This is a genomic window from Rhizobium sp. CF080, from assembly GCF_000282095.2.
Taxonomy (GTDB): domain Bacteria; phylum Pseudomonadota; class Alphaproteobacteria; order Rhizobiales; family Rhizobiaceae; genus Neorhizobium.
This window is the reverse complement of record NZ_AKKC02000004.1, coordinates 1,424,632-1,448,518: the sequence shown is the minus strand read 5'-3', so window position 1 is coordinate 1,448,518 and position 23,887 is coordinate 1,424,632. Positions and strand designations below refer to the sequence as shown.

The window sequence follows — 23,887 nt, the reverse complement described above, 5'->3', positions numbered from 1 at the left end:
TAACAACGGAGCCACCAAATGGCCGACGTAAAGAAACTCGATAACCTCTTCCATGATACCCTCATGGACGTCTATTTCGCGGAGCAGAAGATCGTCGAAACCCTGCCGAAACTCTACGAGGCAGCGAAAAGCGTTCAGCTCAAGGACGCATTCATGAAACATCTGGGCGAAACCAAGATTCATGTCGAACGCCTCGAGCAGGTGTTCAAGATCATCGGTAAGGAGCCTAAGGCCAAGACCTGCGATGCGATCCTCGGCATTACCGACGAAGGCGACGAGATCATGAAAGAGTATGCAGGCTCTCCTGCCCTTGATGCCGGTCTTCTTGCCGCCGCGCAGGCTGTGGAGCACTATGAGATGGCGCGCTACGGCACTTTGCGCACCTGGGCGCTGGAGCTCGGCCTTAATGATGCCGCCGGTCTTCTTCAGACTACCCTTGATGAGGAACAGGCGACAGATCTGACCCTGACGGCTATTGCCACGTCCGTCGTCAACCAGAAGGCGGAAGGTTGAACGGCCTTCAGATCCGAGGCTTGCATACGGATATCAACGGAGGAGAATGATATGGTAAGCGGACCGATGAAAGCCCTTTTAGGTGTTCTGGCTATTGCCGGATATCAGAACAGGGACAAGATTGGCGAATTGTTGCGGAACCTGCAAAACCCGCAGGCCAAAGGCCCCAATGGCGAGCCATCGGGCGGGCTCGGTGGGCTGCTCGGCGGCCTCGCGAGCGGTTCGGGTGGGCTCGGAGACCTTCTCCGCGGCGGCTCGTCCGGAGGCATTCTGGGAGGCGGGCTCAGCGACCTGCTCAAGCAATTCCAACAGAACGGACACGGCGAAACTGCCAGCTCCTGGGTTCGTCCCGGTCCGAATACCGAGATCGACAACCGCCAGCTTTCCGAAGCCCTAGGCCCGGAGGTACTGGAGGATCTGTCAGCTCGGACGGGCCTTACCGCCGAGGAAATATTGAGCCGGCTTAGCCGCGACCTTCCAAAGGCCGTGGACGATCTCACGCCCAACGGCAGCATTCCAACCGACGACGATCTCCCGTCGGCGGTCGGCAGCCCCGCGCAGTCCACCAAACCCTTCAGTATATGAAGATTTCATTCGGCCGCGATATCATCGCGGCCGAATGCCAATTGGGCATCCTTTGCGCGCTGACGCGATACTCGTCGCGCATCGTCAGAGAATCTCTCGCGGCAGCACCCGATGCCGTGTTGTCGAATGCGCGCCAGCTGTCCGCCGCGGGAGATGCGAGGATCTTAGTAGCGCTGCAAAGGAGTGTGAATCCTCTCCCGGCAAGGAATGGAATTTATTCAGCCCTCGCCAAGACCGGGTCGCTGTTCCAGCGATCTTGTTTGCCGCTATCCAATATGATGTTGCTCAATTCCGGCTGAAGACTTGGCGCGTCGACGTGCTGGAGCCGGAGCAGGTCAGCGATATCCTCCGACGGCACAGGTTTGCTGAACAGGAAGCCCTGGATTTCATCGCATGCATTCTGAGTCAGAAATGCACTCTGTTCCTTCGTCTCGACCCCTTCGGCGACGACCGTCAATCCGAGCGCCTTGCCCATGGCGATAATCGCTTGGGTAATGGCTTTGTCTTCGGAGCCGTGCGGCAGATCGCGAACGAAGGACCGGTCGATCTTGATGGTGTCGATCGGGAACTGTTTCATCAACGACATCGACGAATAGCCGGTGCCGAAGTCATCGATCGCAAGTCGGACCCCGCGGCTCTGAATGGAATCAAGCAATTGAATTGCCCGGTCCACATTGAGCATGACCATGCTTTCGGTGATCTCGATCTGGAGAAGATTGGGGTTCATTCCAGTGGCTGCAAGCACATCATCGATGTCCCGCAACAGATTTTCATCGAGGAATTGCCGTGGCGAGACGTTGACCGCCATGGAAAGCGGCGGAAGTCCCTGGCGTTGCCACGCCATGTTCTGTGCGCAGGCCGTCTTTAAGACCCAGCGGCCTATCGCGACGATCAAACCGGTCTCCTCGGCGAGCGGTATGAACCGCATGGGCGGAAGCATGCCAAGCTCTGGATGGTTCCAGCGCAGCAGAGCCTCGACACCCGCTATGCGCCCCGTCACGACGTCCAGCTTTGGCTGGTAGTGAAGGCAGAACTGGTTTCGGTCGAGAGCGTGACGCAGGCCTGCTTCCAGCATCAGGCGATCGACGGACTGCGTTGCGATCTCGGTCGAGAAGAACCGGATGTCGTTCTTGCCTTCCTGTTTGGCAAGGTACATCGCGATATCGGCGTTCTTCATCAATGTCTGTTCGTTGTCGCCGTCCTCAGGGAACATTGCGATGCCGATGCTCGCAGTAACGCCGCATTCGTGTCCACCGAGATCCATGGTTTTGCTAACCGACGCGAGCAGATTACGCGCGATGGTTGCCACATGCTGGATTTCGGTGATCTCGTTGAGGAGAATGACGAATTCGTCACCCCCCAGTCGGGCGACGACATCGCCCTTGCGCACGCCGCTGCGGAGCCTGCGCGCAACCTCGATCAGCAAGGCATCGCCTGCCGCATGGCCAAGGGTATCATTGATGATCTTGAACCTGTCGAGATCGATGAACAGAACTGCGCAATGCCGTTCGTAGCGCCTCGCCTCCTGCATCGAGAAGCCCAGGAGCTGGTTGAACATTGCCCGGTTCGGCAGATCGGTCAGCGTATCGTGTGTCGCGAGATATTTGATGCGTTCTTCGGCTTTTTCCTTTTCATCGGCGCGGTCGAAACCTTCAAGCGCAAACGAAACGTTTGCAGCAAGCCGCTGCAGCAGATCGACGAACTCCGGCGTGAACGTCCCGATCTCGGCGGACAGGAATAGAAGGACACCCGCCGCCTGGTTCTGGCTGAGCAAGGGCAGCGCCGCCCCCGATTTTGTTCCGGTGCGGCGAACCGCCTCGTGGAAGGCCTTGGATTGCACGTCGGCCAGATAATCGTTGCTGATGCAGGGGCGTTTTGCGCGGAAGGCTATTCCCGATAACCCTCGTCCCTCGGGATAGGCGTTGGACGTCGCGATCCTCTGGCCCCTCTGCACCTTGGCACCGGGACCGGTCGCCGCTGCTATGCGAAGAAATTCGTTTCCGGGTTCCGCTAATGCAATGGTCATCGACGTAAACTTGGCACCGGCGATCGCCGCCTTGCAGACGAATTCGAAAAGCTGCTCGCGGGTTTTCGCTCGCATGATCGCTTCGTTGGTTGCGTTAAGTGCGGCGAGCATTCGCGTCAGCCGCTCTTTCGAGATCCTGGCGGCCTCATCGTCATCCGCGCGAGCCTTGAGCGTGGTCTGCATTACCACAAGCGAGTTCAGAAGACGGCCGAGTTCATCGCGGCGGCGGATGTCGATCTTGTCTGTGAAATTGCCGGTCGCGACGCGTTCCGCGACCCGCATCGCAGCAAAGATCGGCTTGCTCATGGAATAGGCAAAAGCGATCGCAAGCATCAGCCCTGCAAGTGCCGCGCCTACAGCAAGTGTCAGCATGGTGGCACGCGCCGCCGTCGCTTTCGCTTCCGCTTGCATCCGGTAGTCGAAGCCATATGCAGCGACAATCTCCACCAAATCGTCGAGTGCTGCAACGGTGGCTTCACTTTTCCGCGCGATCGCAAATGGTGCAGGAATAGTAGTCAAACCGCCTGTCGGAGGTTGGAGAATTTGCAGTTCTGCGTCGGACCAGTCGCGAAGCCGGCTTTCGGCCCGCTCCAAGGCGACCGTGACGTCTTTTGTCTTAACCCGCTCTCGAACTATTTGCAGGTTGTCAGCAATATCCGCGAGCAGCTTTTCGAATTTTTCGGCAGTTTCCTTCGGCGGCGCCTCGCCGGGGCCTGGCTGCAGAAGAAGGCGGGCTTCGTTTAATGCCGCATGCGCCGAGCGCGCATAATTAATCCCCATAAGTGGGCCGTCATAGAGGTTTACGACAAGATCGCCCGTGCTGGAGATGCTACGAATGCCGTAGAACGCCAGCCCGCAGGCAAGGGCGACAACGATACTGAATGCCCCGAAAAATTTGTAGCGAATCGACATTACGGTTCCCCTGGGAACAGCCTGTAAGATTAGTTGGTGACCTTCACGGCCATCTTCATCCGCGGATGAATTGCGCATAGCACCTGAGCGTCGCCGGCTTCCGTGAAGGTTACCTCGGTCGACATTCCGGGGGCTTGTGATCCGAGGTTGAATTCGTTTCCGCTGCTGGCCGAGTAGATATTGTGGGGGACCGTATCGTCATTCACGAATGTCAGCTTCTCGCCTGCCTTTATAGTGATGCTATCGGAGGAGAATTTGCGGCCCTGCTGATGGATGGTCAGGCTGGCCGCAAGCGCGCCCACCGAAAGGCCGGTAAGAATTATGAAGGTGATCAGGACTAACTGGCGCATGGTATCTCCCTGGTATCCGGGTTGTCAGGTTTCAGCGAGGAAGGGTCGGCACTGCCGTAGGGCTGAGGTTACTGGTCAAAGTCCTGAGGAAAGCAACCAGATCGGCTTTCTCCTGCGACGTAAGGTAGAGCGGCTTCATCAGATCGGAACGGCTTGGCCTGTCGAGACCGCCTTGATCGTAGTGCTCGACGACATCCTCAAGCGTGGCAAGGGACCCGTCGTGCATGTAAGGAGCCCGGCTGGCGATCTCGCGTAGACCTGGCGTCTTGAAGGCATGCTGCATCTTGACGATGTCGGGCAGGTATTCCCCGCGCCCGATATCCGTGCCGGGAAGGCCGATATCTTGAAAGCCGTCATTTGTGAAGTTCCAGCCCTCGTGACAGGATGAGCACTGACCTTTCGTGTTGAAGACGACAAAACCGCGCTTCGCCTGTTCGGAGATCGCCTGCTCGTCTCCTTCTACCCAGGCATCGAAAGGCGCCTGTTCGGAGACGATGGTTCGTTCATAGGCGGCGATCGCTTTTGCAAGCGTGTTGGGGTTCACCCCTTCGCCAGGGAAGGCGTTCTCAAACAGCGAACCGTATGAGGTGATGGAGTTGAGGCGATTGACAAGACGGTCAATCGGCATGCCCATCTCACGGGCGGACTGGATCGGCCCCAGCGCCTGTTCTTCAAGGCTGGAAGCGCGGCCGTCCCACATGAAAATTGCCCCCCAGGCGGCGTTGACGACCGTGGGCGAGCGACGGCTTAGCTTCTCCATGCCGTGGCCGACGCCCACGGACAGCCCGTCTCCCCAGCCAAAACCCGGGTTATGGCAGCTGGCGCAAGACTGCGCGGAAGTCGACGAAAGACGAGGATCAAAATAGAGTTTCTTGCCGAGGGACGCTTTTTCCGGCGTGTAAGGATTATCCGCAGGAAACAGAATAGAGTCCGGCCGCCGGTACCCGGCTTTCATCGCCTCGATGCCGTCAGCGGATTTTGAACTGGTATCAATGCGATGCGTCTCTCCAACGACAACTGCAGCGAAGCTGGTGCTCGCAGAGTCGGCCACGCCGAGAAGGATCGTCGCTGTTGTCGCGCCGAACAACATTGTGCGTCGAAAATGAGATGCAAGCATGTCACCTACCTTGTCATGGGCCGATATCGGCTGGCTGCCGCGATCGCTTCCCGCCTGATAAGCTCGCGTAGCCGCTTCTTCGTTATGTCCTCGATGCAGCCGTCTGTATTACCAATACCTTCGACTGCAACGTGCCGCCAAAGCATTCTCCAGTTGCATTAAGATTCGCTAAATAATTTGTCTCAATTGTCCCCGGCGATTTGTTGAGCTTTTGATATTGCAGGATACGCTTCAATCAAAAGATGAGCCGCCCTGGATGTTTGATCCCAGGCTTTGAAAGGGCATTTTTTCTCTGGGAAGGCCGCGGTTCCCGCTAGACCTCCTGCGCGCTGCGCGACGGGACTAGAATGTCGGCGGTGTGCAGGCGCTGATGACCTCGCATGGAACCGGTCCCACGCAGCGAAAGCGGTGCGGACGTCGGCTTTCGAAATAGTAGGCGTCGCCGGGGCCGAGAATTCGCCGTTCATCATCCACCGTGACTTCGAGCCTTCCGGAGAGGACAATTCCACCTTCCTCCCCATCGTGGACGAGCGGCACCTTCCCGGTGTCCGCGCCAGGCTGATAACATTCCTTCAGCATCTGCAGGCTGCGGCCGAACAGATTCTCTCCGACCTGGCGGTAGGAGATGGTGCCCTTGCCGATCTCCAACAGTTCCTCGCTGGCATAGAAGGCCTTCCTGGGGCGCTCCGGCTCGAACGCGAAGAACTCCGCCAGACCGATGGGTATGCCGTCGAGAATCCGTTTGAGAGCGCCGACGGACGGGTTGGACGCGTTCGACTCGATCAGCGAGATCGTTGAATTCGGCACGCCGGTGCGCTTGGCCAGTTCCCGCTGGGAAAGATTGTGGGCAATGCGCAGGTAGCGGAGGCGGTTTCCGATGTCGATCGACATTTGCATCCGTTCACGTTGTTCAGAATATCTCAAATGGTAGCGTGTGGGTCTCATATATTCAATGGCTTATGGAACAGAAGAAAAGGTCTTGTTTGACTTCCTGAAATCGTCGATCTGATTGTCATGCCAAAGGAGGCCCTCATGGATCAGGCGATCAAGACAAACGCACCAACGCTCGAAAATTTCTGGATGCCGTTCACCGCCAATCGCCAGTTCAAGGCGGCACCCCGCCTGCTCGCCGCAGCCGATGGCATGTACTATACAGATATCGACGGCAACCAGGTGCTCGACGGAACCGCCGGTCTCTGGTGCTGCAATGCCGGGCATGGCCGGAAGAAAATCGCCCAGGCTGTCGAACGTCAGCTCGCAACTATGGACTTCGCTCCAACTTTCCAGATGGGCCATCCGATCGCCTTCGACTTCGCTGCGAAGCTGGCTTCGACTGCGCCGGGCGGCGCCGAGGGCAAGCTGGACCGAGTGTTTTTCACCGGATCCGGTTCCGAATCCGTTGATACCGCCTTGAAGATAGCGATCGCCTACCAGCGTGCGATCGGGCAGGGGACCCGTACCCGGATCATCGGCCGGGAGAAGGGGTATCACGGGGTCGGCTTCGGCGGCATCTCGGTCGGCGGCCTGGTCAACAATCGCCGCGTCTTCCCGCAGATCCCCGCGGATCACATGCGCCACACGCTCGACATCGAGCGCAACGCATTTTCGAAAGGTCTTCCCACCCATGGCGTCGAACTCGCCGACGACCTCGAACGTCTCGTTCAGCTTCATGGCGCGGAGACCATCGCCGCCGTCATCGTCGAGCCGATGTCCGGATCGGCCGGCGTCATCCTGCCACCGAAGGGATATCTTGAGAAGCTGCGCGCGACGGCGGACAAGCATGGCATCCTGCTGATATTCGACGAGGTCATCACCGGCTTCGGCCGTCTCGGCACGCCGTTCGCGACCGACTATTTCGGCGTCGTTCCCGACCTGGTCACGACGGCCAAGGGAATTACGAACGGCACCATCCCGATGGGAGCCGTCTTCGCGAGCCGCAAGATCTATGACGGACTGATGGTAGGCGCGGAAAATGCGATCGAGCTTTTCCACGGCTATACCTATTCTGGTCACCCCGTTGCCTGTGCCGCAGGCATCGCCACCCTCGAAATCTACGAGGAGGAGGGGCTTCTGACCCGTGCGGCGGGACTGGCCGACTACTGGCAGGAAGCCCTTCATTCCCTGAAGGGCTTTCCGAACGTTGTCGACATCCGCAATCTCGGACTGGTCGGCGCCGTCGAGTTGGCATCCCGGGGCGGAGCAGCCGGAACGCGTGCATATGACGTCTTCGTCGACTGCTTCAACAGCGGCCTGTTGATCCGCGTGACCGGCGACATCGTCGCCCTGTCGCCGCCGCTGATCATCGAGAAGGCCCAGATCGACACGATCGTAGCGATACTCGGCGACGCACTAAAGCGCGTGGCTTAATCTCCAGGCCAACAAAGAATGGGACCGGACCCGCCTTCCGGTCTTTTGCGGCTTGTCTGTCACCGAAGGTCAACGGTTCGAACCGGTTCCCTCGCGGCTGACACGCTGGTTCACGGTTTAACTGTGGTCACACGGAATGTTCAGGATTTCGATGATACCGGCGTGATCGTAGTCGACCCATAGCGATGTCAATGGTGACGTCTAGCCTGTCTGATTGGTCGGCTCTCTCTTGAGCGCCGACCAATCAGAGCCGTGCATTGATTAGTCGAGCTTAACCCCGGTTTTTTTGATCAGGGCGCTCCAACGATCGATCTCCTTGGCGATGTGATCGTGAAATTGCGCGGGCGTATTCGTCCATACGTCCGCTCCCTCGAGGGCTAGACGCTCTCGAATTTCTGCGCCGGACAGGGCCGCGACGATCTCCTGGTTGAGGCGATCAACGATCTCTTTCGGCGTCCCGCTCGGAGCCAGGATGCCATACCACTGCGAGGCCTCAAACCCGGGAAAGCCGGATTCGGCCACGGTCGGGACGTCCGGCGCAGCTTTCAAACGGGTTGAACCCGACACGGCGAGCGCACGCATCTTGCCGGCCTCAACGTGCTGGATAAGGTTCGGCGCGCCCGTGAATGTGAGCTGCACACGTCCGCCAAGCAGGTCGGTTACGGCTGGGGCGGTGCCTTTGTAGGGCACATGCGTCATCTGAACGCCAGCACGATCGCAGAGCGCAACCATAGCGATGTGTGCCGCACTCCCGTTGCCGCCCGACGCATAGTTCAGTTTGCCGGGGTTCCGCTTCGCGTACTCGATCAGCTCCTGCAGCGTCTTCGCCGGCACATCCGGATGAACGACGAGCATGTTGTGCACCTGGGCAATGCCACTCACGGGATCGAGGCTCTTCAATGGATCGTAGGAGAGTTTTGGATAAAGAGCGGGAGCCGCGCCAAGGGTGCCGATATGGCCCATCACAAGCGTATGTCCGTCCGGTGTTGCACGTGCAACCGCCGCAACCCCAACCGTCCCGCCCGCACCCGGCCGTGACTCGATGATCACCGGTTGCTTCAGCGCTACTTCAAGCTTTTGCCCGATGACGCGCGCGAGAATGTCGGTCGAACCACCAGGAGTGAAAGGTACGATCAGCGTAATGTTCTGGGTCGGGTATGTCTGAGCGATTGCCCTCGAGAAGCCGGTGGCACTTAAGGTCAAAGCAGACACTCCCACTAGGACTTGTCGGCGGGTCACAGGCATGTTTGGTGTGTCGGTCATCGCACTCTCCTCCTTGGATGCAAAACGATTGGAACTAAGTTCGGTTGGCTCAGCCGCTGGTGTCGAGACCTCAACCTTCGACGAAGACTTCCTTGCGGCCTTCTCGGATTGCCGGGATCAGTGCGAGGATGAGGGTAATTGCCGCCAGCCCGAGCAGTCCCTTGCTGATCGGACTTTCGATCAATGTCGCGAGCGATCCATGCGATATGATCAGAGCCCGTCGGAAATTCTCTTCGATCAGCTTGCCGAGGACGAAGCCTAACAGCAGAGGTGCGGGTTCGAAGCCGAGCTTCGTCAGTAGATATCCTGCCAGTCCGAATAGCCCGATGAACATCACGTCGGTTGGAAGCGAGTTGATCGTGTAGATGCCGATGCAACAGAACAGCAGGATCGCGGGGAACATCAGCCTGTATGGGACCTTAAGCAATCGGACCCATAGGCCGACCATGGGAAGGTTGATGACCAGCAACATCAGGTTGCCAACCCACATTGAGGCGATCATGCCCCAGAAGAGGTCGGGGCTCTTCGTCATCACCTGAGGGCCGGGAACGATGCCGTGGATGGTCATGGCCCCCACCATCAAGGCCATCACGGCGTTCGACGGAATGCCGAGGGTCAGGAGTGGAATGAAAGATGTTTGAGCGCCGGCGTTGTTCGCCGCCTCCGGTCCTGCAACCCCTTCGATGGCGCCTTTGCCAAATCTGGCCGGATCCGTGGCTAGTTTCTTCTCGAGCGTGTAGGACGCGAATGGACCAAGTATGGCGCCGCTTCCAGGCAGAATACCAAGGATTGCTCCGATCGCCGTGCCGCGCAGCACTGGTTTGTACGACTGCTTGACATCATCACGGTTCGGCAACAATCGTCCGATTGCCTGTTTCACGGTGTCGCGTGTTTCCGATGCATCGAGGTTGCGGAGAATCTCCGAGATCCCGAACAGGCCCATCGCTAATACCGCAAAATCAATTCCATCCGCGAGAAACGGCAGGTCGAAAGTCATCCGCTCTTCACCCGTTTCCAGATCCGTGCCGACGGTGGATAGGAGAATGCCGAAGAGGATCATCGCCACGGCCTTCAGGATCGACCCTCGTGCAAGCACGACAGCGAAGATCAGTCCCATCACCATCAAAGCGAAGTATTCCGGAGCTCCGAAAACCAGTGCGACCGCGGTAAGCGGGCCGCTAAGAGCGGCGATAAACACTGTTGCTACAGTTCCCGCGAAGAACGACCCAAGCGCCGCGACGCCCAAAGCCACACCGGCGCGGCCTTGGCGGGCCATCTGGTGGCCGTCGAGGGCGGTTACGACTGAAGAGGCTTCTCCAGGAATGTTGACGAGGATCGCGGTCGTCGACCCCCCATATTGAGCTCCATAGTAGATGCCGGCGAGCATGATCAAAGCGCCTGCTGGATCAATGCCGAAGGTGATAGGCAGCAGCATGGCTATCGTGGCAATCGGGCCGACACCTGGAAGGACGCCGATCAGGGTTCCGACCAGGCAACCGATGAAGGCGAGTCCAAGGTTGACCGGCGTGAGCGCGACAGAAAAGCCAAGGCTGAGGTTCGCGAGCAACTCAGTCATTCTTCTTCTCCAACTCAGCGGCACCCAGCTTCGCTGCCCGGCGATGTTTGAGAATGTCCGACATCCCAATGAAGATGCCCATGACCAGCAGAACTGCCGCAGCTACACGTAGCGCAAGCTTGGCGGAAATACCCGCGAGATAGGGGACGACGAATTGCGGGAAAATCGGAATGGGCAGGTTCAGGATGTCGCCGAACAGAAACATACAGGAGCCAGTTAGCACGAGCGCGAGAACGACCAGCTCCCGGAGCCGAGCGTCGGGGGCTGCAAGGCCTCCGACAATGACGGCGAAAGGGCCAGTGATGATCAGACCGAGCGTTGGCGTGCTGATAGGCCCCAAAGCAAATGGGCGGATGAATATGCCAAATCCGACAATCGCAACTACGATGAGAGCGATGCCGCGCCAGTTGGCCGGCTCAATGGCTTCGCTTTGAGCACGAAGGCCCATGACAAGCAGTACGATGCCGCACAATCCAATCAAAAGGCCAAGCCAGCGGGGCATAAGACCAGCGCCCATTGACGACAGTGTACCTTGCGAAAGGTCGCGCGTCAGCCATAGACCGAGCGCCGACAAGGCGAGAAGTGCCAGCCCGCCCAAAACGTTCTGCGAAAGTCTTGGCTTTCCACCGAATAGCTTTTGCAACGGCTCCTCCCAGGTTGCGTCAGCGGATAAATCGTGCATTTTTCGTCGTGAAACAAACGATTATTATGAACCATAAGATGAAACATAATCATCTGGAGGCTGTATGAATTACAACTCGCGCATCGACTTTCTGGGATTGCATGCCTTTGTCGCCGTTGCCGAAAGAGGTAGCTTTCGCGATGCGGCGGCTCATCTCAACCTCTCCAATACAGCGATCAGTCACCGGATCCGTAAGCTGGAGGAGGAGGTCGGGCAGAAACTTTTCCTTCGAACCAATCGCGATGTGACCCTCACGAAAGCCGGAGTAGAGCTGCTGCCGAAGGTACAGAAGACGTTATATAACTTGGCGGGCGCGCTGGACGAACTTAAGCAAGCGAGCAAGAACCGGCAGGAGAGGCTTTCTGTGGGATGTCTTCCGACGATCGCAACCGGAAGATTGCCAAACATCGTGATGCGCCTTCGAAAGCTCTATCCTGATCTGCTCGTCGAGATTTACGACAAGTCAGCGGCCGAAATCAGTGAACTGGTCGCAAATGGTACGGTTGAGGTCGGCGTCACTCTGATATCGAGCCATCGATGGGACTTTCAGACCGAAGTGCTCGTCGAAGATCCCTTCATCCTCGTATGTCCCGAACATCATCCATTTGGTGACAAAAAAGCTATCAATTGGTCCGAGCTCGCCAGCCACCCGCTTATTCGGGTCAGCCAGCAATCGGGTAACAGGATGATCATCGATGATGCGCTGGCGGGACAGGAGAATTCCTTGAACTGGGCCTATGAGGCCCAACATCTCCAAACTGCGGTGGCGATGGCACGAGCCGGAGCGGCTCTAGCCATAGTGCCACGCATGACGTTCGCGGCGGCTGACGAAAGCGGATTGAGACTACTTCCACTTGAAAAGCCAAGCATCAAAAGGCAGCTCGGGATTGTTTCAAAAAGCGGTGCCGCATTATCGTCCGCGGCCCAAGCGTTCATCAGCATCGTGAAAGAGGTTTTTGCCGAGACGTCTTCGAGCGCTGATACGGTATGATTGAGTTAGGTCGACCGCTTGATTCCAGTCGAGGCGGGCATCTTCGACCCGGCAATCGTCATCGGCGTTGACCTCGTCAGAGTTCGTCGAGGCCGTCATTCAATGTCTCGATTTTGCGTAGGCGCTTTCTCCCCTCGGCACCTGCCTTCTCCAGGCACCGGGTGATCAGCAGATGGCAGACGGCCATTACCGCAGTGTGGTTGAAGAGTGGTCCGGGGGCAAGGGTCTGGCACTGAAAATGCCAGGTTGCCGACGTCTCGAACGCCGCGCCCTCATCGGTGATGTAGAGGAGTTTGGCCTTCGACTTGCGGATTTGGGCAAGGATGGCGTCCACCTGCGCTATCCTGCGGCGCATGGCGACGAACACGACGACGTCGTCTTCCCGCAAGCTGACGAGGTGTTCTCCGAGAGTCTGTCCGGCGCCGGGGATTGCGACAATATCCTCGATGACCTGAGTCAACTGCCATTGCAGATATGACGCGAAGGGATGGCTGCTGCGAAAACCGAGTACCCAGACTTTCCGGGCCGCAATGAGGGCTTCCGTCACGGCCTCGATCTGGCCCTCGGAAATGGAAAGGAACGTTGCCTCCAGATTGGCGATGCCCTGAGCGACATGCGCCTGCATCGACTGGGCGGACGACGCGTCGGCCGCCTCCGTCAGAAAGAGCCGGGAGCCGGTTTGTTTCTCGGCGCGGGCATGGCGACGGGCTTCCTCGTAGTTTTCGTAACCGAGGCGCTGGATGAAGCGGGTGACAGTTGCCTTGGAGACATGTGCAAGGGCGGCAAGCTCCTGCGCGGAATAACTTGCGAGTTCACCGGGGAAGTCGCAGACGAACTCCCCCAGACGCTTCTCGGCGGGGTGTAGTTCGGGCAGGGCTTCCCTTACACGATACAGGAACGATCTATCCTTCGGCACGGGAAACTCCGCCAACACACCAGCGGGCGGACTTTCCGGCGGAACGGCGCGAGTTGCAACAGAAAAAGCATCACGTCCATGGCGCGGTCCAGGAGACGCACGCATCAGCTCGCTCTCGTGCCGGTTTGGCGGAGATGCGCGATCTGGGAGAGGAGCAGCCCGAAGGCGGATCGGATCGGCGCGATCACCGGCGCCGACAACGCGCGCTGAAGATCGTCCGCCGCCTGACCCAATGGGCCGCCGCCGATAATGACCGCCTCCGCGCCGTCCTGCTGGAAACATTCGCGGACGGCGATTTCGAGCGCCGCATGGAGACGCGCCGGATCGGACGCCAATTCCTGTGGATCACCGCTCGTCAGCCGCGTGCCGGTGAAAAGATGGGCAACGCCGAGGAACTGCGCCTTGGCGGCGAAACTCGCCACGAGATCCGGTGTGACGGTTGCTATCCCGAAGCGACGCGCTCCGGCGGAGGCTTCCAACATGCTCGCCTCGCATATGCCAACGGCCGGCGTGCCGGATAGGGCTTTGAGGCGTTCGAGCCCCGGATCCCCGAATGCGCTGACGATCAGCCCATCGCTCTTTTCGGAAGCGGCCAATCCCATCTCCACAACGCCATCGGCCGCCGCCGTAAGCTCTGTAGCGTTCAGGATCATCGGTACGCCTCTGTTGGCCGTAACGCCCTCCACGGAGACGTCTTTGGGCAGGTACTTCCGAGCGATCTCGGTCATCATGACCGTCGTCGCCCGGGATGTATTCGGGTTAATCAAGGTAATATGCGTCATGTGTCGGTCCATGCGTGATCGCACGGACACCTCCCTATTTGGTCATCCCAGCGCCAGTTCAGGCATACAGCACGCACGCGACACTTGCGGCTTCACCAGTCGGCATCAATGCAGGCACGTCGGTTCGGCAGACATCCGAAACCTGGCTGCAGCGCGGAGCGAAGGCGCAACCGGGCGGCATAGCAGCAAGGTCCGGCGGAGCGCCGGGAATGGTGATAAGCCTGTCGCGCCCGTGGGCCAGTTCGACGCGCGCGCCGAGAAGCCCCTTGGTGTAGGGATGCCGCGGTTCGCGGATGATATCCGCAACCCTGCCTTCCTCGACGATCCGGCCCGCATACATGACGGCAATCCGGTCGGCCACTTCCGCCGCGACTCCGATATCGTGGGTCACGAAGATGACCGAAAGCCCGTATTCCTTCTGCAATTCCCGTATCAGCAGTAAAATCTGGATCTGCACCGTCGCATCGAGGGCTGTCGTCGGTTCGTCGGCAAGCAGGACCTTGGGATTGCAGGCAAGCGCCATGGCGATCATCGAACGCTGCAGCATGCCGCCCGACATTTCGTGCGGATAGTTCTGGAGCCTGCGCTCCGGCGAGGGGATGCGGACTTTCTGGAAGAGCGCGAGTGCCCGCGCCGATGCTTCCGACCGGGAGACCCTCTCATGCCGCATGATGGTTTCCTCGATCTGCTGGCCGAGGGTATAGACAGGGTCGAGCGCCAGGCGCGGTTCCTGGAAGACCATCGAGACCACAGCTCCGCGAAAGGCGCCGAGTTCTCCCGCCGAAAGTCCGGTCACGTCGCGGCCGGCGACGGCCATCGCGCCTTCGATCTTCGTGCCTTTTGGGTGAAGGCGCAGCAGCGAGCGCATCGTGACGCTCTTGCCCGAGCCGGATTCCCCCAGAAGCGCCACGACTTCCCCCGGTTTGACCGAAAGGCTGACCCCGTTGACGGCCTTCACCGGCTTGCGGCCGCGATTGAAGGTGACGGAGAGATTGCGGATATCGATCATCGCATCGGACTTCATGGTCAAACCTCCATCACGGCGGGTGCGCGACTGTGGCCGGAGCCCGGCACGGACATCAGACAGGCTGCTGCCTGACTTGCGGATATCTCGGCGAGCGGCGGAGTATCCGCGCTGCAGACGCTTTCGGCAAACGAACAGCGGGTGTGGAACCGGCAGCCCGGTGGCGGGTCGATCGGGTTCGGCGGATCACCGGAAAGCGGCGGCTCGGATGTCCGTTCCGACGGATCCATCTTCGGCATGGAGGCGAGGAGGGCCGATGAATAGGGATGGCGTGTATTCTCGAAAATCGCGTCCCGGCTTCCGACCTCCGCGACTTTGCCGAGATACATGACCATGACCCGGTCGCACATAAAGCGCACGACGTTGAGGTCGTGAGAGATGAACAGGTAGGTCAGGCCGAAGTCCCGCTTGAGATCGAGCAGCAGGTTCAACACCTGGGCTTCGACCGACTTGTCGAGCGCCGACACCGCTTCGTCGAGGATAACGAGGCGCGGCTCGAGTGCGAGCGCGCGGGCGATGTTGATGCGCTGTCGTTGCCCGCCCGAAAGTTCATGGGGATAACGACCGGCAAAGCGGGCCGGCTCGAGGCCGACGCGATGCAGGAGATCGTGCGCTCTGGCGATCGCCTTGCCAGATGGAACGCCGTGGACCCGTGGGGCGAAGGCGATGGATTCTTCGATCGTCAGGCGCGGATTGAGCGAGGCGTAGCTATCCTGGAAGACCATCTGCACCTGCCGGCGGTAGTCCGAAAGCGGAAGCGTTCCACCTACTTTTTCGCCGTCGAACAGGATATCGCCTCGGTCCGGGACGATGAGTTGCATCAGGAGACGCGCCGTCGTCGATTTGCCGCAGCCGCTCTCTCCCACCACCCCGAGCGTCTCGCCCTTGAGGATATCGAAATCGACGCCGTCGACGGCGCGGACGACCTTTTTCGGCTTCAGGAAACCACTGCCCTTGACGGGAAAATGCTTGAGAAGGCCACGGGCGGAGATCAGCGGCTGGGCAGGGCCGCCCCTTTCTCCGATCGGCAGGTCATAGGCCGGTTCTTCGACGATGCTGATCATGATTTCACGTCCATGGCTGTGCGCAGCCCGTCTGAGAAGAGATTGAAGCAGATCGAGGTGATGAAGATCATCACGCCCGGAAGGGCGGCGACGAACGGGTTGTTGTAGATGGCGGTCCTGAGCGTGTTGAGCATCAGCCCCCATTCCGCATCCGGTGGGCGAACGCCGAGGCCGAGGAAGGAAAGGCCGGAGGCAAGGATCATCGAAACCGAGATCAGGCTGGTCGAAAAGACAAAGATCGGGCCGAGCACGTTGCCGAGGATATGCACCCGGATGATGGTGGTCGGCGGTGCGCCCGAGGCTCTGGCGGCATCGACATAGTCGAGCTTGCGGACCTGCGTGGTGACGCTCTCCGCGACGCGGGCGATTTGGGGAATGAAAACCACCGTCAGCGAGACAAGCGCATTGGTCAGTCCCGATCCGAGCGCGCCGGAAAGCGCCACGGCGAGAAGCACGGAGGGGAAGGCATAAAAGACGTCGATCGTACGCATGATCAGCGTGTTAACGATACCACCCGCATAGCCAGCTATGATACCGATCGCTGAACCGATCACGAACGCTATGGGCACCGGTATGACGCCCATGATGAGCGAAAGGCGCGCGCCGTAGATAAGGCGGGAGACCATGTCCCGGCCGAGTTCGTCGGTGCCGAGAATAAAGCCTGGCGTGCCGATCGGCTTCAGGCGACGGATGACGCTGCCCTTGGACGGGTCGTAGGGCGCGATATAGGGCGCGAAGATCGCGATCAGCACCAGGATAATCAGGATCGCGAGTGCCGTCATCGCGACCGGGTCTCGACAGAGCCGGCGAAGCACACTGCTCCAGAAGCCGGGAGATTTGGCGATCCCCTGGGAAGGAGCGGCGATGTCTGCTGTGATGACGGCCATGGTCAGCTCCTCTGGATGCGGGGATCGATCGCGCTCTGCAGCACGTCGACCAGGAGGTTCAGGAAGACGAAGAACATGGCGAGTATCAGGATCGTGCCCTGCAGGATCGGCAGGTCGCGGGTGAAGATCGCGCCGTTCAGGAGAAAACCGGTTCCGGGCCAGGAAAAAACCGTCTCGATCAGGATCGAGCCGCCCAGCAGGTAACCGAGCTGCAGGCCCATGACGGAGAGTGCGGTCGGGGCGGCATTGCGCATGACATGCCGCAGGATCTGCCGGCTCATCAGGCCCTTGGCGGCAAGCGCCTGGGTGAAGTCCTGCGAGAGAATGTCGGCGACCAGAGAACGGATGGTGCGTGCGATGATGCCCATCGGGATGACCGACATGGTGACTGCCGGCAGGATCAGGAATTGCAGATAGGCCCAGCTCAGGCTTCGACCCGAGGAGCCTCCCGGTCCGCCGCCCATAGCCGGAAGCCAGCCCAATGTCACCGAGAAGGCGATCACCAGCACCATGCCCAGCCAGTAATGCGGCACGCTGACGCCGAGCATCGAAACCGCCGATGCGGCGCGATCCACCCAGCTTCCACGGAAGACGCCAGCCAGAAAACCGAGCGTCGAACCAACGAGGAAGCCGATGACGGCGGCTGCAAGTGCGAGAATGATCGAGTTGATCGAAGCATCCATGATCTCGCGCAGCACCGGGCGACCGCTGGCGATGGACGTGCCGAGATCGCCATGCAGGGCGTGCCAGGCCCAAAGTACGTATTGCACCGGCAATGGCCGGTCGAGGCCGTAGAAGCTGCGCATCTGCGCCTGCATGTCCGCAGAAGCATCCGAGGGCAGGATGGCGGCGAGCGGATCGCCCGGCGCGATATGGATCAGCATGAAGCAAACGATGCTCACGCCGATCGTGACGGGAATGACGTGCAGCAGCCGTTTCAGGGCATAGAGCAGCATGGTGTCCTCACCAAAACAGGTTGATCGGGCATCATGAAAAGTGACGCGCCAGTCAGCCTGGCGCGTCGCACGCAGGAGATCAGGGATCGACGGTGATCGTGGAGAAGTCTTGGAACCAGTTCTGCGCCTGGACGAAGCCCTTAACCTTGGCGGTCATGGCGCGCGGGTTGACGTCATGCGTTACCATCAGGAACAGCGCATCGTTCACGTATTTCTCGTGCACCTGCTGCATCACCTTGTCCTGCTCCTTGGGATCGAAGGTGTTGCGCACCTTGTCGAACAGGGCGTCCATCTCCTTATCGCAATAATAGCCCCAATTGGTACCGGTCGGCGGTGCGAGATTGCACTGGGACTGGCGGATCATCGCGGTGAAGGGGTCCTGGATGAAGTAGCTGTAGTTGACCGCCGTCGCGCCCTTGGCGCTCGCATCCTTGGCGCCGGCACGCCAGACGTTGATGACCGTGTTCCAGTCCATCACCTCGTATTCGACATTGATACCGACTTCGGCGAGCGTCTGCTGGATATATTCGTTCATCTGCAGGGGCAGCATCTGGCCGGAGCCGGACGAGGAGATGATGACTTTGGTCTTCAAGGGCTTGTCGGGGCCGTAGCCCGCTTCCTTCATCAGTTTCTTGGCTTCCTCGACATTGTATTCCACCTTGAAGGTCGGCTTGCCGAACCACTGATGACCGGGGGGCATGTAGCCCTGTGCGGGAACGGAGAGTCCGCCGAGAAGCTCGTTCAAGCCGGCGCGGTCGACCGCGAGGTTTGCGGCCTTGCGAACCCGGATATCGTTCCACGGCGAGCCTTCGACACGCGACAGGTGCCAGGTCCAGTTATGCGGATAGGAATTGGTGATGATCTTGAAGCCCGCTTCCTTCAGCGACTTCACCGAATCCGGGGCAGGGGCCTCGACCCAGTCGACCTGACCTGAACGAAGGGCAGCGACGCGGGTATTCGGCTCCGGCAGCGGGATGAGGACTAGCTTGTCGAGCTTCGGAATGCGTGCCTTGTCCCAATAATCCTTGTTGGGCGTCAATTCGGCCCGCTCGCGCGGCGTAAAACCACTCTCCATCTTCCAGGGGCCGGTACCGGACGGTTTCTGGGCAACGGCGTCCCAGCTCTTGCCCTGCTTTTCCCAGTTCGCAGGCGAGGAGATCAGAATCCAGCTCAGCTGGTAGGGAAGCGTTGCATCAGGCCCGTTGGTGACGATCTCGACAGTCAGCGGATCCACGACCTTGTAGGAGGCGACCGCCGGAATGCGCGACTTGCCCTGGGCCGCCTGGCGTTTGTCGAATTGTGCTGCATCGGTCTTCAGGAGCTTGTCGAGGTTCCAGACCACGGCATCGGCATTGAAGGCGCTGCCATCATGGAACTTGACGCCGTCGCGCAGCTTGAAGATCCACTTGGTCTTGTCGGTTGCATCGACCTGCCAGGAGGTCGCGAGACTCGGGATCAGAGCGGACGGCTTGTCCGCGCTCGAAAGGTCCCACTCGATCAACGAATTGTAGACGGTGTAGCCCATAAAGCGCTGGCCTTCGCCACCCTGGTCGGTCTGGCCTGTGGTCAGTGGGATATCGGACGCCGTCATGCCGATCCGCAGGGTTCCGGCTGCAAGTGCGGGGTTTACCGCTGCGGCCATCACGCAGGCTGCCGTCGCGCCGAGTATCGTCGTCACCCGAAACGTGTTGAGAAAACCAGTGCTGCGCCAGATTTTCGATGATGTGTTGGTCATACCGTTCCCTCTTTTTATGAACTGCTGGACTTTTGCCCAGTCGTGGGAGGTAAAGCAGATTTCATGCCAATTTTTGTGAAACTGTAGTTTCATGTTCTTTTACAATTAGATAATATAAAATGTGGTTGAGATCGGCCTCAAGACGGGGATAGGTCGTGCCGAATTGTGAGGCGACAATGAGCGACCTCTGCCAAAAAATAATGCCGCGATCGATCAGGGCGTCTCGGCAGGCTGTCATATTTTTGTCGCATGGCACAATTCGGTGCTGGCCATTTTGCAGCGCAACAGATACGCTTGCCTGACGCGAGGAGATCGGCAGAATGATGACGGTCTATGAAGGTATCAAAGGCGAGCTTTTGAACGGATCTATTCCACTGGGCCGGGTGGAATACTCGGTCGCGGAATTCCGGGAAGGCGACCAGAGTCGCTTTGAGGGTCTGGTCCATGCCAAGGCGTCGGTCCTGCAGGCTGCATTTCAGGCCACAGCCCTCAGTCTTGATCGACGCAGGATCGTTCTTGGTTCCTTTGTATCGAAAGATTGTGCCTCATTTAACCTCACGGACCGATTTCCGTAGTCTTGCCGGCCAGGCGCTTCACCAAGCTCCCTAATCTTCCTGGCATCCCAACGGGGTTTGTTGTTCCAGCACAAGACGATCATCGCTCGACGGCCTCAGGTAGCTGGTCGGGCCTAAATCTTCGGCATCAAGCGATCGCTTGGCGACTTCGGCGAACCAGTGGGTTGCTGTCGGTAATATCTCGTCGTTGAAATCATACCGCGGATTGTGAAGTTCGCCGTCCCGCAACGCAGGTCCATTGCCAATCCAGATGTAAGCACCAGGCCGTTTTGCCAGGATGTATCCCATGTCATCGCCGCCCATCGTAGGCGGAATATCCCGATGCACGACGGCACCGATTGCAGCTGCCGCGCTCGCTGCAATCTCGGTTTCGCCCGGTGCATTGATGCTGACCTGCCCGCCGGGAGACACGTTGACTTCGGCACGAATGCCGTAGGTCGCGGCAATACCGTCGGAAACCCTGTGGATCGCGTCCGCGATCTCTCGCCGAACAGTGAGATCATAGGTGCGGATAGTGCCGGCGATTTCTACCCTTTCCGGTATCTGGTTGGTTACGGTGCCGCCACTGATCTTACCGACTGTGACAACCGCCGGGTTAAGCGGGTTGACGTTGCGGGACACAACGGTCTGCAGCGCGACGAGCAGATGACCTGCGGCAACGATCGTGTCCTTGGTGAGATGTGGTGCCGCCGCATGGCCGGCAACGCCGTGGAGCGTAATGTAGAACGGGCCGCCCGCCGCGAAGACCGGCCCGCTGTGAACGGCGATTTCGCCGGCAGGAAGGCCCGGCCAGTTGTGAAGCGCAAAAACCCGGTCCATCGAAAACCGCTCCAGAAGGCCGTCCGCCAGCATCGCCTTCGCGCCGCCGCCCTTTTCTTCTGCAGGCTGGAAGATCAGGTGGACTGCCCCGGACCAATCGGGATCGTCGGCGAGTAGCTTAGCTGCGCCGAGCAGCGCGGTGGTGTGACCGTCATGTCCGCAAGCATGCATCACGCCGGGTTTCGTGGAGCGGTAGGCTACGTCATTGGCTTCTTCGATCGGCAGGGCGTCCATGTCTGCCCGCAGGCCGACGGATCGGTTGGAGCCGGGCCGCGCAATCGTCGCCACAATGCCGTGCCCGCCAATTCCACTTTCGAATGGGATGCCCATTTCGGTCAGGCGCGCTGCAATGAAACGGGCCGTCTCAGCCTCCTCGAACGAGAGTTCGGGATGGGCATGCAGGTATCGGCGCCATTCGGTGAGCTGGGCGGCAAAGGTCTGGTCGTGCATCTGCATGGCAAGCTTTCTGAAATTAGCGAGAAAAGGGCGTGCCGAGATATTTCTCCAGCCAGGCCGAATAGAGCGAGGTGGAAAAGCACAGTGCGAAGTAGATGAAGCCGATGAACAGATAGGCTTCGGCAAAGGGGCTTGGCCAGTTGGGGTCCGCAAGTGCTGCACGGGTCGAACTCAGAAGGTCGAACAGGCCGACGACGAAAACGAGGCTGGTGTTCTTGATCATCACGATCAGGGTATTCGTCAGCGGCGGGATGACCTTACGGAGCGCCTGCGGGATGACGATCTTGCGCATCGTCGTGAACCACGAAATGCCAAGCGCTCGTGCCGCTTCGCTCTGACCGTCCGATACGTCCTGCAGACCGCCACGAACGACCTCGGCAAGATAGGCCGCGGAGAAGATGGTGAGTGCCACGAGCGCCCGCATCAGCTTGTCGGGCGACCAGCCGTCCGGCAGGAAAAGCGGCATGAGGATCGAGGCGACGAACAGGAGGCTAAGAAGAGGCGTGCCACGGATGATCTCGATCAGACCGATCGACAGGTAGCGGGCGATAGGAAGGTTGCTGCGCCGTCCGACCGCAAGCGCAATCGACATTGGAAAAGCAAGCACCAGTGACAGGGATGCCAGAAGCAGCGTAACCGGAAGGCCTCCCCACGCCGATGTCGGCACCGCTGAAAGTCCGAACAGGCCGCCACCCATCAACACGATCACGACGAGGAAAGTGATCGCCCAGGCGACAACCAATCGCCGTCCCCACAACCTGGGCGGCAGGCTTGCGAGAGCCATGACGAGAAAGATAGTGATGACGATCTGCGGACGCCATTGCTCCTCAAGGGGATAGATACCGAACAGGATGAGCCGGCTCTTGGCGGCGATAAACGCCCAACAGGCGCCGGCTTCGCGGCAGGCCATGCCGTTGTCGACCCGCCAGACGGCGTCGAACACCGCCCAATCGAGGACCCTCGGCAATAGCGTAAGGATCACGGCGATACCGAGGATGGTAAAGAATGAACTGACGAGGGTGCCGAAGAAAATCCCCCGGATGCCGGGCGTCTTTGCTGGCGGTGGCAGGATGCTCGAACGAAGTCCAGACGCGATCGGCGAAGAAGATATCACGGCGCTCATCGTCCACCCTTCAGGGCCACGTGCCCGTTGTACCAGTTCATGAAGCCGGCGACCGACAGGCTGATGACGAGGTAAATCACGATCATCACGCTGAAGCCTTCCAGCGCGCGCCCGGACTGGTTAATCACCGTCCCGACGATGCCTGAGAGATCGGGATAACCGACGGCAAGCGCCACAGTCGTGTTCTTGACAGCGGTAAGATACTGGCTCGCCATTGGAGGAACGATGACGCGCAGCGCCTGCGGCAGGATGATGAGGCGGAGCGTGTCGCGGTCCTTGAGGCCGATGGCGCGCCCGGCTTCCCATTGCCCGTGGCCAACCGCATTCAGGCCGCCTCGGAAGATTTCCGCGATGAACGCAGTCTTGTAGACGACAAGGCCCAGAATGAGCGCCGAGAATTCCGGCGTCAGCTGGATACCGCCTCGATAGTTGAGGCCGCGCAGTTCCGGCAAATCAGGCGAGAGCGATAGACCTTCCGCAAGCCATGCCCCGAAGAAGAGCGTAGCGGCGGCGGCAATGACAGCGAACGGTCCGACCGGCCCCGCATGGCGAGCGATCCTGTTCCGATATGCGGGTATGATCGTAGCGAGCACGCAAAGCGCGGCGGCGAATAACGCAGACAGCAGCCACCACCCGGCCTGACCCTCGATCGTGAACGCGGGCAGAAATACTCCGCGGGTAGACAGAAAAAGATGTGGAAGCGGCTGGAAAGCGTGGCGCGTGTTCGGGAGCGCCGTAATCAGCAGAAGGTACCAGAAGAGCAGGTGCACCACGAGCGGCGTGTTGCGGATGACTTCGATATAGGTCTTGGCGGCACCCGTCAGCAAAGGATGGCGCGAGCGTCGCGCAAGGGCGAGAAGGAATCCGGCAATCGTTGAAAGAACGATCACCACAGCTGACACAAGCAGAGTGTTGATCAGGCCGATCACGAAAGCCCAGGCGAAACTGTCGGATGGATTGTAGTCGAGCACGTGTTCCGAGATTGGGAACCGCGCAGCCTGCGAGAAGAACGCGAAGCTGACATTCATGCCGCGTGCGGCAAGATTGGTGATCGTATTGTTGATCAGCCACCAGATGGTCCCGACGACCAGTCCGGCAAGAACCAGCTGGAGAACACCCGCGCGGATGCGGGTATCGTACCAGAGTGTGCGAAGGCTGCGCATGGAAA

At 59.5% G+C, this 23,887-nt stretch carries 22 protein-coding genes and 1 pseudogene; 6 read left to right on the top strand and 17 right to left on the bottom strand.

The annotated features are described in order from the left end of the window. Positions 1-18 precede the first annotated feature (18 nt). Positions 19-513: a DUF892 family protein gene (locus PMI07_RS13670; protein ID WP_007751248.1), complete on the top strand. Its 495-nt coding sequence runs from the start codon at positions 19-21 to the stop codon at positions 511-513. Between the two features lie 51 nt (positions 514-564). Beyond that, positions 565-1,098 (top strand): YidB family protein, encoded by a 534-nt coding sequence (locus PMI07_RS13665; RefSeq protein ID WP_007751247.1) that lies wholly within the window; start codon positions 565-567, stop codon positions 1,096-1,098. A 214-nt stretch (positions 1,099-1,312) separates the two neighbouring features. Here PMI07_RS13665 and PMI07_RS13660 read toward each other — a convergent pair whose 3' ends face one another. From PMI07_RS13660 to PMI07_RS13640, 4 genes are all read right to left on the bottom strand, one after another. Continuing rightward, complete coding sequence (locus tag PMI07_RS13660) at positions 1,313-4,036, bottom strand: EAL domain-containing protein (RefSeq protein WP_007751246.1); 2,724 nt, start codon at positions 4,034-4,036, stop codon at positions 1,313-1,315. 29 nt (positions 4,037-4,065) lie between these two features. Then, the gene (locus PMI07_RS13650) at positions 4,066-4,386 is read right to left on the bottom strand and encodes a plastocyanin/azurin family copper-binding protein (RefSeq protein ID WP_007751245.1); all 321 of its coding nucleotides are present in this window, start codon (positions 4,384-4,386) and stop codon (positions 4,066-4,068) included. Between the two features lie 31 nt (positions 4,387-4,417). Further along, entirely contained in the window at positions 4,418-5,503 is a 1,086-nt protein-coding gene (locus PMI07_RS13645; RefSeq protein WP_024163796.1) for a cytochrome c peroxidase, read from the bottom strand. Between the two features lie 342 nt (positions 5,504-5,845). Next, positions 5,846-6,394, bottom strand: a complete 549-nt coding sequence (locus PMI07_RS13640; protein ID WP_007765910.1) for a cupin domain-containing protein — start codon at positions 6,392-6,394, stop codon at positions 5,846-5,848. Between the two features lie 141 nt (positions 6,395-6,535). Between PMI07_RS13640 and PMI07_RS13635 the strand changes: the two genes are divergently transcribed. Then, complete coding sequence (locus PMI07_RS13635; protein ID WP_007765926.1) at positions 6,536-7,870, top strand: aspartate aminotransferase family protein; 1,335 nt, start codon at positions 6,536-6,538, stop codon at positions 7,868-7,870. 90 nt (positions 7,871-7,960) lie between these two features. Beyond that, a pseudogene (locus tag PMI07_RS35610) lies at positions 7,961-8,053 on the top strand (VapC toxin family PIN domain ribonuclease); the annotation flags it as partial. Between the two features lie 78 nt (positions 8,054-8,131). Here the strand turns inward: PMI07_RS35610 and PMI07_RS13630 are convergent. From PMI07_RS13630 to PMI07_RS13620, 3 genes are all read right to left on the bottom strand, one after another. Then, a complete protein-coding gene (locus tag PMI07_RS13630) occupies positions 8,132-9,133 on the bottom strand; it encodes a tripartite tricarboxylate transporter substrate binding protein (protein ID WP_007765933.1) in 1,002 nt (333 codons plus the stop codon). A 70-nt stretch (positions 9,134-9,203) separates the two neighbouring features. Next, positions 9,204-10,709 carry a tripartite tricarboxylate transporter permease gene (locus PMI07_RS13625; protein WP_007765941.1) on the bottom strand — a complete coding sequence of 502 codons (1,506 nt, stop codon included), beginning with the start codon at positions 10,707-10,709 and terminating at the stop codon, positions 9,204-9,206. After that, entirely contained in the window at positions 10,702-11,352 is a 651-nt protein-coding gene (locus tag PMI07_RS13620) for a tripartite tricarboxylate transporter TctB family protein (protein WP_007765948.1), read from the bottom strand. Before PMI07_RS13620 ends, PMI07_RS13625 begins: the two co-directional genes overlap by 8 nt. Positions 11,353-11,455: 103 nt before the next feature. Between PMI07_RS13620 and PMI07_RS13615 the strand changes: the two genes are divergently transcribed. Continuing rightward, positions 11,456-12,382, top strand: coding sequence for a LysR family transcriptional regulator (locus PMI07_RS13615; RefSeq protein ID WP_007765960.1), 927 nt, complete (start codon positions 11,456-11,458; stop codon positions 12,380-12,382). 76 nt (positions 12,383-12,458) lie between these two features. On the opposite strand, the gene PMI07_RS13610 is transcribed toward PMI07_RS13615, so the two are convergent. The 7 genes from PMI07_RS13610 to PMI07_RS13580 all read right to left on the bottom strand — a co-directional run bounded on the left by PMI07_RS13610 (position 12,459) and on the right by PMI07_RS13580 (position 19,653). Then, a complete protein-coding gene (locus PMI07_RS13610; protein WP_007765962.1) occupies positions 12,459-13,298 on the bottom strand; it encodes a MurR/RpiR family transcriptional regulator in 840 nt (279 codons plus the stop codon). Positions 13,299-13,402: 104 nt separating this feature from the next. Continuing rightward, positions 13,403-14,080 (bottom strand): aspartate/glutamate racemase family protein, encoded by a 678-nt coding sequence (locus PMI07_RS13605; protein WP_007765963.1) that lies wholly within the window; start codon positions 14,078-14,080, stop codon positions 13,403-13,405. A gap of 58 nt (positions 14,081-14,138) precedes the next feature. Then, positions 14,139-15,104: an ABC transporter ATP-binding protein gene (locus PMI07_RS13600; RefSeq protein WP_007765969.1), complete on the bottom strand. Its 966-nt coding sequence runs from the start codon at positions 15,102-15,104 to the stop codon at positions 14,139-14,141. 2 nt (positions 15,105-15,106) lie between these two features. Then, positions 15,107-16,168 carry an oligopeptide/dipeptide ABC transporter ATP-binding protein gene (locus tag PMI07_RS13595; RefSeq protein ID WP_007765972.1) on the bottom strand — a complete coding sequence of 354 codons (1,062 nt, stop codon included), beginning with the start codon at positions 16,166-16,168 and terminating at the stop codon, positions 15,107-15,109. After that, positions 16,165-17,055, bottom strand: coding sequence for an ABC transporter permease (locus PMI07_RS13590; RefSeq protein ID WP_007765974.1), 891 nt, complete (start codon positions 17,053-17,055; stop codon positions 16,165-16,167). The genes PMI07_RS13595 and PMI07_RS13590 overlap by 4 nt, the downstream gene beginning before the upstream one ends. A 2-nt stretch (positions 17,056-17,057) precedes the next feature. Then, positions 17,058-18,011, bottom strand: a complete 954-nt coding sequence (locus PMI07_RS13585; protein WP_007765975.1) for an ABC transporter permease — start codon at positions 18,009-18,011, stop codon at positions 17,058-17,060. A 79-nt stretch (positions 18,012-18,090) separates the two neighbouring features. After that, on the bottom strand, positions 18,091-19,653 hold the full coding sequence (locus PMI07_RS13580) for an ABC transporter substrate-binding protein (protein ID WP_051484182.1): 1,563 nt from the start codon (positions 19,651-19,653) through the stop codon (positions 18,091-18,093). A 413-nt stretch (positions 19,654-20,066) separates the two neighbouring features. Here PMI07_RS13580 and PMI07_RS13575 point away from each other — a divergent pair, with 413 nt between their 5' ends. Further along, on the top strand, positions 20,067-20,321 hold the full coding sequence (locus PMI07_RS13575; protein ID WP_007765985.1) for a hypothetical protein: 255 nt from the start codon (positions 20,067-20,069) through the stop codon (positions 20,319-20,321). Between the two features lie 30 nt (positions 20,322-20,351). Here PMI07_RS13575 and PMI07_RS13570 read toward each other — a convergent pair whose 3' ends face one another. The 3 genes from PMI07_RS13570 to PMI07_RS13560 are packed head-to-tail and all read right to left on the bottom strand — an operon-like array spanning position 20,352 to position 23,882. Further along, positions 20,352-21,596: an amidohydrolase gene (locus tag PMI07_RS13570; protein WP_007765988.1), complete on the bottom strand. Its 1,245-nt coding sequence runs from the start codon at positions 21,594-21,596 to the stop codon at positions 20,352-20,354. 16 nt (positions 21,597-21,612) lie between these two features. Continuing rightward, complete coding sequence (locus PMI07_RS13565) at positions 21,613-22,719, bottom strand: amino acid ABC transporter permease (RefSeq protein WP_007765990.1); 1,107 nt, start codon at positions 22,717-22,719, stop codon at positions 21,613-21,615. Further along, positions 22,716-23,882 carry an ABC transporter permease subunit gene (locus PMI07_RS13560; RefSeq protein WP_007765992.1) on the bottom strand — a complete coding sequence of 389 codons (1,167 nt, stop codon included), beginning with the start codon at positions 23,880-23,882 and terminating at the stop codon, positions 22,716-22,718. The genes PMI07_RS13565 and PMI07_RS13560 overlap by 4 nt, the downstream gene beginning before the upstream one ends. Positions 23,883-23,887: the final 5 nt, after the last annotated feature.

Bases quoted from the DNA above. Each gene is read 5' to 3' on its own strand.
- PMI07_RS13670 (WP_007751248.1), top strand. From the start codon at position 19: ATGGCCGACGTAAAGAAACTCGATAACCTCTTCCATGATACCCTCATG.
- PMI07_RS13560 (WP_007765992.1), bottom strand. From the start codon at position 23,882: ATGCGCAGCCTTCGCACACTCTGGTACGATACCCGCATCCGCGCGGGT.
- PMI07_RS13595 (WP_007765972.1), bottom strand. From the start codon at position 16,168: ATGATCAGCATCGTCGAAGAACCGGCCTATGACCTGCCGATCGGAGAA.
- PMI07_RS13660 (WP_007751246.1), bottom strand. From the start codon at position 4,036: ATGTCGATTCGCTACAAATTTTTCGGGGCATTCAGTATCGTTGTCGCC.
- PMI07_RS13605 (WP_007765963.1), bottom strand. From the start codon at position 14,080: ATGACGCATATTACCTTGATTAACCCGAATACATCCCGGGCGACGACG.
- PMI07_RS13570 (WP_007765988.1), bottom strand. From the start codon at position 21,596: ATGCAGATGCACGACCAGACCTTTGCCGCCCAGCTCACCGAATGGCGC.
- PMI07_RS13635 (WP_007765926.1), top strand. From the start codon at position 6,536: ATGGATCAGGCGATCAAGACAAACGCACCAACGCTCGAAAATTTCTGG.
- PMI07_RS13575 (WP_007765985.1), top strand. From the start codon at position 20,067: ATGATGACGGTCTATGAAGGTATCAAAGGCGAGCTTTTGAACGGATCT.
- PMI07_RS13565 (WP_007765990.1), bottom strand. From the start codon at position 22,719: ATGAGCGCCGTGATATCTTCTTCGCCGATCGCGTCTGGACTTCGTTCG.
- PMI07_RS13580 (WP_051484182.1), bottom strand. From the start codon at position 19,653: ATGGCCGCAGCGGTAAACCCCGCACTTGCAGCCGGAACCCTGCGGATC.
- PMI07_RS13590 (WP_007765974.1), bottom strand. From the start codon at position 17,055: ATGGCCGTCATCACAGCAGACATCGCCGCTCCTTCCCAGGGGATCGCC.
- PMI07_RS13585 (WP_007765975.1), bottom strand. From the start codon at position 18,011: ATGCTGCTCTATGCCCTGAAACGGCTGCTGCACGTCATTCCCGTCACG.
- PMI07_RS13625 (WP_007765941.1), bottom strand. From the start codon at position 10,709: ATGACTGAGTTGCTCGCGAACCTCAGCCTTGGCTTTTCTGTCGCGCTC.
- PMI07_RS13640 (WP_007765910.1), bottom strand. From the start codon at position 6,394: ATGTCGATCGACATCGGAAACCGCCTCCGCTACCTGCGCATTGCCCAC.
- PMI07_RS13665 (WP_007751247.1), top strand. From the start codon at position 565: ATGGTAAGCGGACCGATGAAAGCCCTTTTAGGTGTTCTGGCTATTGCC.
- PMI07_RS13650 (WP_007751245.1), bottom strand. From the start codon at position 4,386: ATGCGCCAGTTAGTCCTGATCACCTTCATAATTCTTACCGGCCTTTCG.
- PMI07_RS13630 (WP_007765933.1), bottom strand. From the start codon at position 9,133: ATGACCGACACACCAAACATGCCTGTGACCCGCCGACAAGTCCTAGTG.
- PMI07_RS13615 (WP_007765960.1), top strand. From the start codon at position 11,456: ATGAATTACAACTCGCGCATCGACTTTCTGGGATTGCATGCCTTTGTC.
- PMI07_RS13645 (WP_024163796.1), bottom strand. From the start codon at position 5,503: ATGCTTGCATCTCATTTTCGACGCACAATGTTGTTCGGCGCGACAACA.
- PMI07_RS13600 (WP_007765969.1), bottom strand. From the start codon at position 15,104: ATGAAGTCCGATGCGATGATCGATATCCGCAATCTCTCCGTCACCTTC.